The organism is Nocardia aobensis NBRC 100429 (assembly GCF_000308375.1).
Taxonomy (GTDB): domain Bacteria; phylum Actinomycetota; class Actinomycetes; order Mycobacteriales; family Mycobacteriaceae; genus Nocardia; species Nocardia aobensis.
This window is the reverse complement of sequence record NZ_BAFQ01000280.1, coordinates 1-13,371: the sequence shown is the minus strand read 5'-3', so window position 1 is coordinate 13,371 and position 13,371 is coordinate 1. Positions and strand designations below refer to the sequence as shown.

The 13,371-nt window shown below is 69.5% G+C and carries 15 protein-coding genes; 8 read left to right on the top strand and 7 right to left on the bottom strand.

The window, feature by feature from the left end; genetic code table 11:
- Window positions 1-13 precede the first annotated feature (13 nt).
- Window positions 14-685, top strand: a complete 672-nt coding sequence (locus RJ03_RS29680; protein WP_036508808.1) for an SRPBCC family protein — start codon at window positions 14-16, stop codon at window positions 683-685.
- Between the two features lie 10 nt (window positions 686-695).
- On the opposite strand, the gene RJ03_RS29675 is transcribed toward RJ03_RS29680, so the two are convergent.
- Entirely contained in the window at window positions 696-1,247 is a 552-nt protein-coding gene (locus RJ03_RS29675; protein ID WP_036508807.1) for a nucleotidyltransferase family protein, read from the bottom strand.
- A 175-nt stretch (window positions 1,248-1,422) separates the two neighbouring features.
- On the opposite strand from RJ03_RS29675, the gene RJ03_RS29670 reads away from it, so the two are divergent.
- The 3 genes from RJ03_RS29670 to RJ03_RS29660 all read left to right on the top strand — a co-directional run bounded on the left by RJ03_RS29670 (window position 1,423) and on the right by RJ03_RS29660 (window position 3,531).
- Complete coding sequence (locus tag RJ03_RS29670) at window positions 1,423-2,058, top strand: TetR/AcrR family transcriptional regulator (protein ID WP_036508805.1); 636 nt, start codon at window positions 1,423-1,425, stop codon at window positions 2,056-2,058.
- 57 nt (window positions 2,059-2,115) lie between these two features.
- The gene (locus tag RJ03_RS29665) at window positions 2,116-2,544 is read left to right on the top strand and encodes a GNAT family N-acetyltransferase (RefSeq protein WP_036508804.1); all 429 of its coding nucleotides are present in this window, start codon (window positions 2,116-2,118) and stop codon (window positions 2,542-2,544) included.
- An 84-nt stretch (window positions 2,545-2,628) separates the two neighbouring features.
- A complete protein-coding gene (locus tag RJ03_RS29660) occupies window positions 2,629-3,531 on the top strand; it encodes an SDR family oxidoreductase (RefSeq protein WP_036508802.1) in 903 nt (300 codons plus the stop codon).
- A 105-nt stretch (window positions 3,532-3,636) separates the two neighbouring features.
- Here RJ03_RS29660 and RJ03_RS29655 read toward each other — a convergent pair whose 3' ends face one another.
- The 5 genes from RJ03_RS29655 to RJ03_RS29635 form a co-directional block, all read right to left on the bottom strand.
- Window positions 3,637-4,011 carry a DUF2255 family protein gene (locus RJ03_RS29655; RefSeq protein WP_036508800.1) on the bottom strand — a complete coding sequence of 125 codons (375 nt, stop codon included), beginning with the start codon at window positions 4,009-4,011 and terminating at the stop codon, window positions 3,637-3,639.
- 74 nt (window positions 4,012-4,085) lie between these two features.
- The gene (gene mftE, locus RJ03_RS29650; protein WP_036508798.1) at window positions 4,086-4,769 is read right to left on the bottom strand and encodes a mycofactocin biosynthesis peptidyl-dipeptidase MftE; all 684 of its coding nucleotides are present in this window, start codon (window positions 4,767-4,769) and stop codon (window positions 4,086-4,088) included.
- Entirely contained in the window at window positions 4,756-6,132 is a 1,377-nt protein-coding gene (gene mftF / locus RJ03_RS29645) for a mycofactocin biosynthesis glycosyltransferase MftF (RefSeq protein WP_051025417.1), read from the bottom strand. The genes mftE and mftF overlap by 14 nt, the downstream gene beginning before the upstream one ends.
- 98 nt (window positions 6,133-6,230) lie before the next feature.
- A complete protein-coding gene (locus RJ03_RS29640; RefSeq protein WP_036508795.1) occupies window positions 6,231-6,440 on the bottom strand; it encodes a TOBE domain-containing protein in 210 nt (69 codons plus the stop codon).
- A gap of 197 nt (window positions 6,441-6,637) precedes the next feature.
- Window positions 6,638-7,453 (bottom strand): acyl-CoA thioesterase domain-containing protein, encoded by an 816-nt coding sequence (locus RJ03_RS29635; protein ID WP_036508793.1) that lies wholly within the window; start codon window positions 7,451-7,453, stop codon window positions 6,638-6,640.
- Window positions 7,454-7,674: 221 nt separating this feature from the next.
- Between RJ03_RS29635 and RJ03_RS29630 the strand changes: the two genes are divergently transcribed.
- Complete coding sequence (locus RJ03_RS29630; RefSeq protein ID WP_083871421.1) at window positions 7,675-8,595, top strand: TIGR03564 family F420-dependent LLM class oxidoreductase; 921 nt, start codon at window positions 7,675-7,677, stop codon at window positions 8,593-8,595.
- 6 nt (window positions 8,596-8,601) lie between these two features.
- On the opposite strand, the gene RJ03_RS29625 is transcribed toward RJ03_RS29630, so the two are convergent.
- Window positions 8,602-9,003, bottom strand: a complete 402-nt coding sequence (locus RJ03_RS29625) for a hypothetical protein (protein WP_036508790.1) — start codon at window positions 9,001-9,003, stop codon at window positions 8,602-8,604.
- 498 nt (window positions 9,004-9,501) lie between these two features.
- On the opposite strand from RJ03_RS29625, the gene RJ03_RS29620 reads away from it, so the two are divergent.
- From RJ03_RS29620 to RJ03_RS29610, 3 genes are all read left to right on the top strand, one after another.
- Window positions 9,502-10,731, top strand: a complete 1,230-nt coding sequence (locus RJ03_RS29620; protein WP_036508787.1) for a cysteine desulfurase family protein — start codon at window positions 9,502-9,504, stop codon at window positions 10,729-10,731.
- Window positions 10,728-11,849, top strand: coding sequence for a tRNA 2-thiouridine(34) synthase MnmA (mnmA, locus tag RJ03_RS29615; protein WP_036508785.1), 1,122 nt, complete (start codon window positions 10,728-10,730; stop codon window positions 11,847-11,849). The genes RJ03_RS29620 and mnmA overlap by 4 nt, the downstream gene beginning before the upstream one ends.
- A 181-nt stretch (window positions 11,850-12,030) precedes the next feature.
- Window positions 12,031-13,080: a methionine synthase gene (locus tag RJ03_RS29610; RefSeq protein ID WP_245552428.1), complete on the top strand. Its 1,050-nt coding sequence runs from the start codon at window positions 12,031-12,033 to the stop codon at window positions 13,078-13,080.
- The last annotated feature ends 291 nt before the right edge of the window (window positions 13,081-13,371 follow it).

Sequence of the window (13,371 nt, the reverse complement as noted above, 5' to 3'; positions counted from 1 at the left end):
ACCGAGGACTTTCATGAAACTCGACAACACGTTCACCATTCCCGTTCCGACGGCGCAGGCCTGGCCGGTGCTGCTCGACCTCGAACGCATCGCGCCGTGTGTCCCCGGCGCGACCATCACCTCGCGCGAGGGCGACGATTTCCACGGCAAGATCAAGGTCAAACTCGGTCCGGTGGGGTTGAGCTACAACGGGATCATCAAGGTCGTCTCGCAGGACGAGCAGGCCGGGGTCGCGGTCCTCGAGGGGCGTGGCCGTGAGGTGCGCGGCAACGGCACGGCGACGGCGACCATCACCTGCCGATTGGTCGAGAACTACGGCAGCACAGACGTTTTCGTCGATACCGATCTGGCGATCACCGGCAAGCCCGCACAGTTCGGCCGGGGCGCGCTGGCCGATGTCGCGGCGACCCTGATCGGGCAGTTCGCCACCAACCTCGCCGACGAGATCACCGCCTCGGCACAGCCGGCCGAACCGCTGCGCGCCGTGACGGAGGAGCCGGACGCGGGCGCGCCGACCGTCACCGCGCAACGACAGCGGACTACCGCCTCGCGCACCCCGGCCGAGCCACTGGATCTGCTCGCTGCCGCCGGATCGGCACCAGTGGTGCGCTACAGCGGATTCGCGGCGGCGCTGATGCTCGTGGTGCTGGTGGCCGTCATCCGGCGGCGAGCGCGGCGGGGCTGAGCGGGCCGCGTCAGCGTTCGAGGTCGCCGGGTTCGTCGATGTCGCGGCCGGTGGCCAGATCGCCGCATTCCACGGCGTGCGCGGAAACGCTACGCAGATAAGCGGCGGCGCCACGATCACCGGACAGGGTCGGCAGCAGATCGGCCCAGTGCCGGCGTGCGATCACCACGGGATGGCCGGGACGTCCGGCGAAACTCGCGCGCGCGATACCGGCCGGGTCGGCCGTCGCGCCCTCGATCACCCGGGCGACCACATCCGCGCCGACATCGGGCGTATCCACCACGTGCAGTGCGACGTACGCGGCGTCGAGTCGCTGCGCCGCACCGATTCCCGTGCGCACCGACGCACTCATTCCCTGGGCCCACTCCTGCGCCACCACCGTGGTGGTCGCGGGAATCGGCGGAACCCGGGCGGCGCCGAGCACCACCACGACCTCCGCGCATCCGCCGTCGCGCAGGGCGTCCACCGCGATGGTCAGCCAGTTTCCGACCGTGGCCTTGGGGCGGCCGAATCGCCGCCCCGCCCCGGCGGCGAGTACGACTCCGACTACTCGGTCCGGCATGGTCGGCCTTTCGGTGGGGAAATGCGCTGTCGCGCCAATGTAATAGCGGAAATGCCGGTCCTTTGTGGACTCGGCCAATTCGTCGTGGCGAGCCGCCGAACAGGGTGGATATCGTTCGCGGCCATCCTAGGATGAGCAACCGACCAACAGGCGCGAGATCAGGTAGGAGTGCGTGATGCCGTCCAAGGCGGTCGGTCAGCGTCGACGCCCGACGCAGGAGCGTGCGAAGGAAACCCGCCAGCACATCCTGGACACCGCGGCGCGGTTGTTCGGTGAGCGCGGGATCGAGAACACCTCGACCAACCGGATCGCCGCCGAGGCCGGCCTCAGCATCGGCACCGTCTACCGCTACTTCTCCGACCGCACGGTCATCGTCGAGGAATTGCTCGAGCGACTGCTGCAGAGCATCGAACGCCGCTTCACCGAACGGCTCGATCGCGCGGACCGGTCGGTGGAGGATATGACCGCCGACATCCTCGCCGCCATCTGCGAAGAACTGGTCGACAACGCGAAACTCGTCCGCGCCCTGGCCGCCGGGGTGCAGTTCTACAACAGCGGCATCCCCGAATTCGAACCCCGCCTGCGGCTGCTGGTGAAGGTGCTGCTGATCCAGATCCTGGGCCCGAGCGACGACCACGAACTCGACGTCATGGCCTTCGTCCTGGTGAACACCGGATTCTCCGCGGTCCTGCGGGCCTCCGCGCTCGAGGTCGACCCCGAGGAACGCCGCGAAGCCATCGTCATGACCGCCCGCATGATCGGCGCCTGGAGCACCGCGGAAATCGAACGCCGCGCAGCGAATTCGGCCTGAGAGCTACCTCGCGGCAGGGATCGCTCGCGCCATGTTCCGCGGGGATACGGTGCCCGGATGACGACGTTTCGAACCGGTCGCGATCTCGCGGCGGATATCCGGCTGCGTTCGCTGCTGTCGGCGGCCGTGGGTGGCGGCGGGACCCGCCTCGAGGCGGTACTGCGCCGCTATCGCGACGATCCGGCGACTGCTCTGCTGGCGGCGTTTCGCGAGTCCGAGCCTCTCGGGGTGGCCGGGTACGAACGATGTGCGGACCGGATCGTGCTGCTGCACATTGCGACATCGATGCGCGGGCGAGGGGTCGGGCGGCGGTTGGTGGCGCGAATCCGCGCCGACGATCCCGCGGTGCCGATCGTGGCCGAAACGGACCGCTCGGCGCTCGGCTTCTACGTGGCCCTGGGATTCGGCGTGACGTCGCTGGGGGAGAAGTACCCGGGCGTCGAGCGGTTTCGGGTGCGTCTGGATTCAGGTGATGACAGCGGCTGACGTAGAGGTGTAGCGTGATGGCAGTCGCTGACATCGGCGGCCGTCGCGCACATCGCGGCGTATTCCTCGCGGGAAGGTCTTTCCATGCGCGTATTCATCACCGGGGCGTCGGGGCATGTGGGGTCCGCGGTCGTTCCGGAACTGCTGTCGGCGGGGCACGAGGTGGTCGGGCTGGCCCGATCGGATGCCTCGGCCGCGGCGTTGGAGGCCGCGGGAGCGCAGGTGCGTCGCGGAAATCTCGACGATCCGGAGGCGCTGGCCGAGGCGGCGGGCACGGCCGACGGCGTCATCCACCTGGCGTTCAAGCACGAGAACATGATCGCCGGAGACTTCCTCGGTGCGGCCGACACCGATCTGCGGGTGGTCCGGGCGTTCGGCGATGCCCTGGCCGGATCGGGTAAGCCGCTGGTCAGCACATCCGGAACGGGTCTGCTCGCGGCCCTGGGGCGAACCGGCACGGAAGCCGACTCGCTACCGGGCGGTCCGCGCATCGACTCCGAGAACGAGGTGATCGGATTCGCCGAGCGTGGAATCCGATCCAGTGTGGTCCGGCTGCCACCGACCGTGCACAGCACCCTCGACCGCCACGGTTTCGTGCCCACCCTGATCGCCATCGCGCGTGAGAAAGGCGTCTCCGCCTACGTCGGCGAGGGCGGCAACCGCTGGCCGGCGGGCCATACCCTCGACGCGGCGACTCTGTACCGCCTGGCTCTGGAATCCGCCCCCGCCGGCACCCGCCTGCACGCGGTCGGCGACGAAGGCATACCGCTGCGCCGCATCGCCGAGGTGATCGGCCGTCACCTGGACGTGCCGGTCGTGAGCATCGCCGCCGAGGAGGCTCCCGACCACTTCGGCTTCCTCGCCCCGATGGTCCAGCTCGACAACCCCACCACGGCTGCGGCGACAACCGCTCTGCTCGGGTGGAAACCCTTGCACCCCAACCTCATCGAGGACTTGGAGGAGGGGCACTACTTCACCGGACGGTGACCGGAACAGCGGCGGACCGGCGGCTCACGTGCCGCCGGCGTTCACCGTATCCGCCGCTCACAGTCGTCGAACGCGGTGCCGGTGCGAACATAACCGCTCCCCGGACTATCCGACCGGGTCCACGCGCAGGGTGGTGTTCTCGGCGGCGGGGGCCAGCATCGGTTCGAGGGCGCTGGGCTGGTCGCGGTACTTCGACTCGTAGGCCTTGCGGACGCGGTCGTTGATGTAGGACTCCGTGACCGGATGCAGGGTCACGTCGGTTTCCACGCCGTGGGTGCGGACTCGCGCGCCGCGGGTGTGCATGGCGTGGCGGTACCACCCGCCGGATTGTCCGTACGCGGAGCGGATGTAGAGATCGTTGTCGACGCGCACGACCCAGATGGTGGTCCAGTCCCGCAGTGCGCCGTTCTCGTAGTAGCTGGTGATCTCCAGCTCCTCGGAAGATCCGATCCGATCGAGCTGAGTGGCGGTCCAGGCCATGTCGTTACCTCCATCGATCGCGATGCAGTGGGTTCGCCCAGGCTAGGCCGATCTCCCGTCGTGATGCGGCTGCCTCAGCGCGGTTCGGGAAAACTTTCGGCGACCGCGGCGATCAAGGCGCTCGTCCAGCGTTCGAGTATCCGCGCGCCCTCGGCGGCATCGGCGGTGGTCGGATCGCCGAGTATTCCGTTGGCGCTCACCGCCTTCACACCGCCCGAGCGCAGGCGTGGCATCAGCTCGCGCAGCGGCCGGGTCGTGCCGGGTTCGGCGCGGTGCATCGCGACCCGCTCCGGGGCCAGATGGAGCATGACCGAGGTTTCCGCGTGTCCGGCGTGGGTGTCGTCGGCGGGGCCGGTCGGCGACCACACCAGGGTCGATCGGCCTTCCGTGGTCAGGAGGCGTTGGGCGGCCCGCAGCGGCCCGAGATTTCCGCCGTGCCCGTTCACCAGGATCACGCCCGCGAATTCGTCTGCCGAGCGCACCAATTCGACAATGAGCAGTTCCAGGGCGCGGTGCCCGATCGACAGTGTTCCCGGGAATCCGGCGTGTTCACCACTGGATCCGTACGGAATCGCGGGCGCCGCAACGATATCCGCACGGGTGGCGGCCAAGCGGCGACACAGTTCCACCGCCACGGCGGTATCGGTGCCCAGCGGTAGATGCGGTCCGTGTTGTTCGGTCGCGCCGAGCGGAATCGCCAGCAGCGGCGCGCGATCGGCTTCGGCGAGTTCGGCCGAGGTCAGATCAGCGAGCCGCATCACTGTCTCCGTCGGTTCGATACAGCAGCGGCACCACCGGCTCCGCGGTCCGTGTCCGCAGACATCCCGCCCACACTCCCAGCCCGTAGGCGAGATCGTCGGCGATGCGCAGCAGTCCGGCCCGCGGATCCCGCCCGGCCGCCACCGCGCGGACCACCACCGGCAGGTAGGCCGCGAGCAGCAACCGGCGTCCCCGGCGACCGAACAGTGCTGCGGGCCACCAGATTCGGCGCAGCGCGTCGGCGAGCTGACGTACCGCGGACAGTTCGGCCTCGCCGACCACCGTCGCGGCCATCGACGCCGGTAGCCCGGCGGCGCGCAGCCGCCGCAGTTGCCGCACCGGTTCGGCGGCCGTCGCCACGCCGAGCCACGGGCGGCCCAGCGCGACCGTTGCCCAGCGCAACGCGGTGCTGCGGGGCAGGCGCGCACAATGCAGATGCCCCGGATGCCGCCGCGCCAGCACGGCAGCGGAGGTGCCGTAGTCGTAGCGCTGCCGCAACCACGCCCGCAGCGTGGCGCGCGGCTCGTGCCGGACCACCGAATCGGGTTGATAGCGAACAAGTTTCCCGTCGCCCACGAGCCGCCAGATCAAATCGACGTCCTCGCCGTAGCGCAGGCTTTCGTCGAATCCGCCGGCCCGGTCCACGGCCGAGCGGCGCACGACCAGCGCCGCGGTCGGGACGTAGGAGATGCGCCCGCCCGGCCGCACCACCGCCGGTTGGCCGCCCATATCCAGGCTCGACCGGTGGGCCTCGTATCTGCCGAGCACGCCGTGCTCCAAGGTCCGCACCCGCGGGGCCACGGCCGCCACCGCCGGATCGTCGAACAGCGGCAGGAGTGGTTCCAGCCAGCCCGGATCGGGCACGATATCGGAATCGAGAAATGCGATCAGCTCGGTCCGCACCGCCCGGTATCCGCTGTTGCGTGCCGCCGCCGGACCGCGCGCGGACGCGTGCCGGACGATCGTCACGGTCGGCGGTATTTCCCCGTCCTCGGTGATATGACCGGTGATCGGCAGGGCGGAACCGTCGTCGACCACGATGCGGGAGCCCACGTCGCCGGTCGCGGCGAGCAGCCGGGTGAGCCCGCCGAGGTTGTCCTTGACCGGGACGACGACAGTGACATCGGCGATGCTGTGACAGCCCCGGTCGATCATCGGATGCGCGACGCCCGCCGCCAGCATCCGCTGCACCAGCGCCTGCGCGCCCGGGTCGCTGCCCACCGGTTCGCCCGCGAACCACGCCCGCACCCGGCGGGCACCGGCGGGGGACAGGCGCAGCATCCGCAGCGGACCCCCGCCGAGCAGCACTCGTCCGTCGGGTGAGGACCGCAGTCGTGCGTCCGGACGCAGCGTGACGGTCACAACGGCACATCCTCCATCGGCACGACCCGGCCGCTGGGCCGCGTCCGGAACGAACGAGACCAGGCTACGTGTGCGGCCGGATGGCGTCGCCGGTGGATCTATTCGATACCGAGGGTGACCTCGGTCGATTTGATCAGTACCTTGACCGCCGATCCCTCGCCGAGGCCGAGATCGTCCACGGCATCGCGGGTGATGGACGACGTGATCTCGTCCCCGCCGGTGAGGCGGACCCGAACGACCGCCATGGCCTCACCGCGCGTGACCGAGACAACGGTGCCGTCGAGCTGATTCCGGGTGCTCAGGCGCATGCGGCGACCATACGCCCGGGACTCGCTCCGGCGGGGTTGCCTCGCCTGCGCGATCCGGATGCGGCCCACGTAGTCCGGGTAACCCGTGCCGACGACAGCACCCGCCCCGCCACGGCCCTCCGCACAGGCCATACTCACCGGCCCCGCCCCAGCGAGCTGATCACGTGAGGGACGAACCGCGTCGGAAACGTTCGCTCTCAGTCGCGTCCGCGGTCGATGCGGACGGCGCGGCGGGCGTTGGCGATGGCGGAGACGGTGGTGGTGCCGAGGACGCCGTGGCGGTCGAACATCACCGCGGTGCCGACGGCGAGGCCGTGGTGTTCGACGCGTTCGGTCAGTGCGAGGCCGACTTCCCCCTCGACCGGCAGGCGGGTAATCGCCATCGTCACATCGGGATTGATGTATTCCAGGCCGGCGCTGCCGAGATTGGACACCATATTGGTGACGTCGGCGACCGAGGCCGCGAACTGGAACGGGGTCGGCTCCTCGCCTTCGACCACCGGAATGGCGAAGTGCCAGATACGTTTTCGGGGGCTGTCGCGGAAGGCGTCGGTCCACTCGCCCCAGCCCTCGGATTCGGTGTGGTACAGCCGTTCCGGGTCTCGTGTGGGCCGCCGGCCCGCGGCGGGAGCGGTGGGTGTGGTGCCGCCGGACCACACCTGCCCGGGCGGGGCCTCGCTCGGTCGCAGGAACAGTGCGCTCGCGCGAGCCGCCGGTTCGCCGTCCTGGGTCAGCACCGCATCGACCAGACAGAGCCGGGGGCCTTCGCGGACGATCGTCGCGGAGGTCACCGAGGGGCGCATCCGCACCGCGCGGAACAGATCGAGCGTCCACCGGACCGGCTGCAGATCCGGACGGCCCAGGGTCTCGACCGTGCGCTCGACCTCCCGTGCCAGCGCGGCGCTGACGGCCGGCCCGCGCATCTGATCCGCGCCCCAGCCGCTGCCCGCGCGAGGTTCGGGATGCAGTTCCTCGGTGTCCTCGTGCTTGACGCGGAAGAACGCACTGTTCATGTGGCCGAACTCCTTCCTCACCGGCCGACGACGGCCGGGCAACCCCGATCATCGACCGCCGGGCGCCGGCGACCACGTCCGGGGTCGGCGAAGCGTGACCGGGACCGAGGAGATCCGGGCGACCGGACGCGCCGTCGCGGCGATCGAATCGATGTGATTCGAACTCTGTCCCGACAGCGCACGCCCGATAGTGTGAGAGTCCCGTTGTGGGATAGGGGTTCATGGTGCGCATCGGTCTCTACATCGGCGGAACCGCGCCGGTCACCGAGGTTGTGGAGCGGATCCGCTGGGCGGAGCGGGCCGGACTGGACAGTGTGTTTCTCAATCAGGTGCTCGGCTGGGATGCCCTGACCGTCGCCACGCTCGCATTGCGGGAGACCGCCGATATCGAGGTGGGAACGGCGATCACCCACACCTTCGCCCGGCATCCCATCGCACTCGCCCAACAGGCGCTGACGGCCACCGCGCTGGCGCCGAATCGGTTCACCCTCGGGATCGGGCCGAGCCATCCGCACATCGTGGAGGACGCGTACGGGCTGTCCTACGAGCGACCCGCCCGGCACATTCGCGAATATCTGTCGGCGCTCACTCCGCTGCTGCGCGGCGAGACCACCGACTATCGTGGCGAGACGCTGCGAGCGGCCGGCACGATCGAGGTCGCCGGGGCGACGCCGCCCTCGGTCGTGGTCTCGGCGTTGGGGCCGGCGATGCTGAAGGTCGCCGGTGAACTGGCCGACGGTTCGGTCACCACATGGACCACACCCGACATCATCGCCGATCACATCGGCCCGCGGCTGGCGGCAGCGGCTGCCGCGGCGGGGCGGCCGACACCGCGAACAGTCGTCGTGGTGTCGGCGGCCGTGACTCACGATCCGGACGAGCTCAGGCAGGAGTTGGCGCAGGCGTTGGCCCCGGCCTCCCGGCTACCGAGCTACCGTGCTCTGCTGGATCGCCAGCATCTGACCGGTGTGCACGAGACCGCGCTGCTCGGGTCCGAAGATGTTGTGGCAGAAGGTATCAGCGCATACGCCCGCGCCGGTGTCACCGATCTGATCGTCAGTGTGCGTGGGGATGCCGCGGCGCAGCAGCGGACTCGAGAGTTGGTTTCCGCCGTGCGCCGCGCCGCTCCCAGCGCTCGGTGAGGCGAATCACAACCAGTGGAGCAACCGGCGCCACAGGCGTCGGCGCACGTGCGCTTCGCCGGTCAAGGGCTGGGCTCGCGTGGGTGTGATCGGCCCAGGTTCGGCAGTCGGCGCCGGGCCTGGATAGAGGCCCGCCACGACTGTCCCGGGTCCGTCCGGATCGGGCGGCGACGTATCGGGTTCGCCGACCGGCACGCGTTCCGGACACGCCCGTGACCAGGCGAGATGAGTATGGGGATGGCCGCCGTCCGGTGGCATCAGATGGGTGAGGCGCGGCAATTGCACGGTCGGATCGTCCAGATCCCGGCGGAGTTGATTGCAGAACTGCTCGACCGAGCCGTAGCGATCGACGATCTCCTCGACCAGCAGGGCCGCCGACGGAGTTGCCGTGATCAGTTTGCCGCTCACCGTTCTCCTCACCTCACAGCCCGGACACGATCTGCCGCATACCGGGCCGAACCGTCAATGTCTGCGAATAACCCCCAACACATCCACGGCGAGCCGGGATATCGGAATTGCTCTCGCTCGAGCTGACCGGGCCCCACCGTGGTGATCGTTCTGCATCCGAGCCTAGTCAGAAACGCCGACATCCGCAAACTTCCCGCGCGCTGGCCGATGGCACGAAATTGCCTGAAGTCCAGTCGTTTTCGAATGGTAACGTTGATGTGTTCGGGCGTCGGGGATAGGTCGTGAGCAAGCCTCAGCAAATATCGAGCACATGCTTGGTCGTCGACTGTCCGGGTGTCCCCGCGGGGAATCGGGGCCGGCGGAAATCTTCGGTGGTCATCGGGAATATCGGGGGAGGGCCGCCGGGTTGCCGATGGGGGTGAAGCGTAGGTGGTGCGCGGAAAGCGGAAGGATACCCCCAAGGTGTGCAGGTCAACGGTGGGATAGGCTGGATCGGTCATGATGTCGGCTTTCCCGGGTCCGGTCGCAGCGGCGCCCAAGACGGTCTACCTCGATCACGCGGCCACGACACCCATGTTCCCGGCCGCCGTCGAGGCGATGACGGCTGTGCTCGGCACGGTCGGTAACGCCTCGTCCCTGCACGGTTCCGGCCGCACGGCGCGGCGACTGCTGGAGGAGGCGCGCGAATCGGTCGCGGCCGATCTCGGAGCGCGTCCCTCGGAGGTGATCTTCACCTCCGGCGGCACGGAAAGCGACAATCTCGCGGTCAAGGGCATCTACTGGGCCCGTCGCGATGCCGATCCGCGCCGCACCCGCATCCTGGTGAGTTCGGTCGAACACCATGCGGTGCTCGACGCGGTGGACTGGTTGCAGCAGCACGAGGGCGCACAGGTCACCCTGCTCGACGTCGACGCCGAGGGCGTCGTCTCGCCGGGGGCGCTGCGCGCGGCGCTGTCCGCGCACGCCGACGATACCGCCCTGGTCAGCGTGATGTGGGCCAACAACGAGGTCGGCACGATCGAGCCGATTCTCGAATTGGCTTCCGTCGCACAGGAATTCGACATTCCGATGCACAGCGACGCGGTGCAGGCGGCTGCCCAGTTGCCCATCGATTTCGCGTCGAGCGGTCTGGCGGCGGCCAGTTTCGCCGGACACAAGGTCGGCGGTCCGCACGGATGCGGTGTCCTGCTGCTGGGCCGGCAGGTGGGCTGCGTCCCGCTGCTGCACGGCGGCGGCCACGAGCGCGATCTGCGATCGGGCACCTCGGATGTGCCGGCCGCGGCCGGAATCGCCGCGGCGCTGCGGGAGACCGTACGGGACATGCCCGCGCGCACAGTGGAATTGGTCGACTTGCGCGACCGCCTGATCGCCGGTGTACGCGACGCGCTTCCCGATGCTGTCCTCAACGGTGCCACCGGGGATAGGCGCCTTCCCGGGAACGTTCACTTCACCTTCCCCGGCTGCGAGGGTGATTCCCTGCTGATGCTGCTCGACGCCGCCGGAATCGAGTGCTCGACCGGGTCGGCGTGCAACGCCGGGGTGGCCGCGCCGAGCCATGTACTGCTCGCGATGGGTGTGGAGCCGAGGCAGGCGCGCGGCTCCCTGCGGTTCTCACTCGGCCACACCACGACCGTGGCCGAGATCGACAGAGTGTTGGAAGTTCTGCCGTCCGTGGTGGAACGGGCCGAAGCGGCCGGACTGGCCGGTGCGAAGGGAGGTTCGCGATGAGAGTGCTGGCAGCGATGAGTGGCGGCGTCGATTCCGCCGTGGCCGCCGCGCGTGCGGTCGACGCCGGTCACGAGGTGGTCGGCGTGCACCTGGCCCTGTCGGCCACCCCCGGAACGCTGCGCACCGGATCGCGCGGCTGCTGTTCCAAAGAAGACGCCGGCGATGCGCGCCGCGCCGCCGATGTGCTCGGAATCCCGTTCTACGTCTGGGACTTCGCCGACCGTTTCAAAGAGGACGTAATCGACGACTTCGTCGCCGCGTACGCGGCCGGTGAGACGCCGAATCCGTGCCTGCGCTGCAACGAGAAGATCAAATTCTCGGCCCTGGCCGACCGCGCCGCCGCGCTGGGCTTCGACGCCGTGGTGACCGGCCACTACGCGCAGCTGTCCGACGGTGTGCTGCGCCGCGCCGTCGACGCCGACAAGGATCAGTCCTATGTGCTGGCCGTGCTCACCGCCGACCAGCTGTCGCGGGCGATGTTCCCGGTCGGTGACACCCCGAAGCCGCGCATCCGCGAAGAGGCAGCCGAGCGTGGTCTCGCCGTCGCGAACAAGCCCGACTCCCACGACATCTGCTTCATCCCCTCCGGCGATACCCGCGCGTTCCTCGGCGCGTCGATCGGTGTGCGCCCCGGCGCCATCGTCGACAGCGACGGCCGCAAACTGGCCGATCACGAAGGCGTGCACGGATTCACGATCGGACAGCGCAAGGGGCTCGGGCTGCCCGGCCCCGCCGCGGACGGCCGGCCCCGCTACGTCACCGAGATCGACCCGGACTCCGGCACCGTTCACGTCGGTCCCGCGGAAGATCTGAATGTCTGGACGGTGGAGGCGGATCGGGCCGTGTGGACCTCCGGTGAGGTGCCGTCGGAACCCTTCGACTGCATCGTCCAGGTGCGTGCGCACGGCGGCATCGCCCCGGCCGTCGTGGAGGCGGTCGACGGCGGGCTGATCGCCCGGCTGCGCGAGCCGCTGACCGGTGTCGCACGGGGGCAGGCCGTGGTCGCCTATCTGCCGGATCCGCAGGGAGACCGGGTGATCGGCAGCGGAACCATCAGCGGCACCGGACGTGAGCGAGCCGACGAAGCCGGGAAGCTGGTCGCGGACTCGGTGCTGTGACGTCGGTCGTGCGCCGATCGCGGTAGCCGCGACGGTCGACCGGCTGGGCCGATGTGGTCCGCGGAGGCGCAGCACACCGATCGGCCTGCGACAACGGGCGTTGAGCCGGTCTGGGAAGATGCGTCAGCCGGGTCGGTCGATCCGTCGTCACCGGCGCAACCATCGAGAACGGGTGACACACGTGAGTGACAACGAATCCGGCGACCAGCGGGGCATACCCACAGGTGTGGCTACCGGTGTCGGCTCCTGGCCGGGGACTGATCCGCGCGAGGCCGCCGCCACCATTGTCGGTGAGTTGCCCGCGCTTGCCCACCTTCCCGAATTGCCCGCTCGCGGTGTGGGTTCGGATATGGTCGGGCGCGCCTCGGCGCTGCTGGTCGATATGCAATTCGACACCACCACTCGCGGATATCGCCTGTCCGCCCGCCCGGGGTCGACCGCGCGCCGCGCACACGATCTGCTCCGTACCGATCTGGACGCTCTCGAAGAGATCTGGGAGACAGCGGGTCTGACGGGAACCGGCCGTACCGTCAAGGTGCAGTCGGTCGGCCCGCTGACGCTTGCGGCGCACCTCGAACTGGCGAACGGTCATCGCGTCCTCACCGATTCCGGTGCGGTACGCGATCTGTCGGAATCCCTGGCCGAAGGACTGCGCAATCATGCCGCCGAGGTCGGCAAGCGGCTCGGCGCGGATATCGTCGTGCAATTGGACGAACCGTCGTTGGGGGCCGTTTTGGAGGGTGGTCTGCGCGGGGCCAGCGTCCTGAATACCGTGCGCGCGGTTCCCGAACCCGAGGCGCTGTACATCCTCGACACGGTCGTGACCGCCCAATCCGGTCCGGTGCTGATCCACTGCTGCGCCGCACCGCCGCCGCTGCCGTTCCTGCGCGGAAGTGCCGCTGCCGCAATCGGATTCGATGTGGCCACCATCGCCACCGGCAATCTCGACGCCATCGGTGAACTCCTCGACGCCGGCAAATACCTCGCCGTGGGCCTGGTGCCCACGAGTGCTCCGCCGACCCCGCCGAGCTGGCGAGGGCTCGCCGAGCCTGGCGTGCGTCTGGTCGACCGCCTCGGCTTCCCGCGCCGCACGCTCACCGACCGCATTCTGGTCACACCCACCTGTGGCCTGGGCGCCTCGCCACTGACCTGGGCCCGCCGTGCCCTCGACCTGTCCCGCGAGGTGGCCCGCGCCTACGCCGACGACCCGGAGTCCCTCACCTTCGAATAAAACGGCCCGGATATCTCCCCGGGGCACGAGATCGGCGATGTGCGGACGACATGCCGGGCCGCGCCGACAGCGGGTAGCGGCCAGTGCCGGACCGGAGGCCACGGCCTGGCACGGTTCAGGACCCGAATGCGGGCCCCTGGCCCGGATGGCCGATCTGCCAGTGCTGCGGCTTACCCGGCGGATAGGCGACCGGCAGGTCTTCGCCGGGGAACGGCCACTGATTGACATCCCACGCGAAGCGCCCGTACACGGTTTCGGCGGGCACGCTCGGGCCGGACAGCGTGCCGGTGA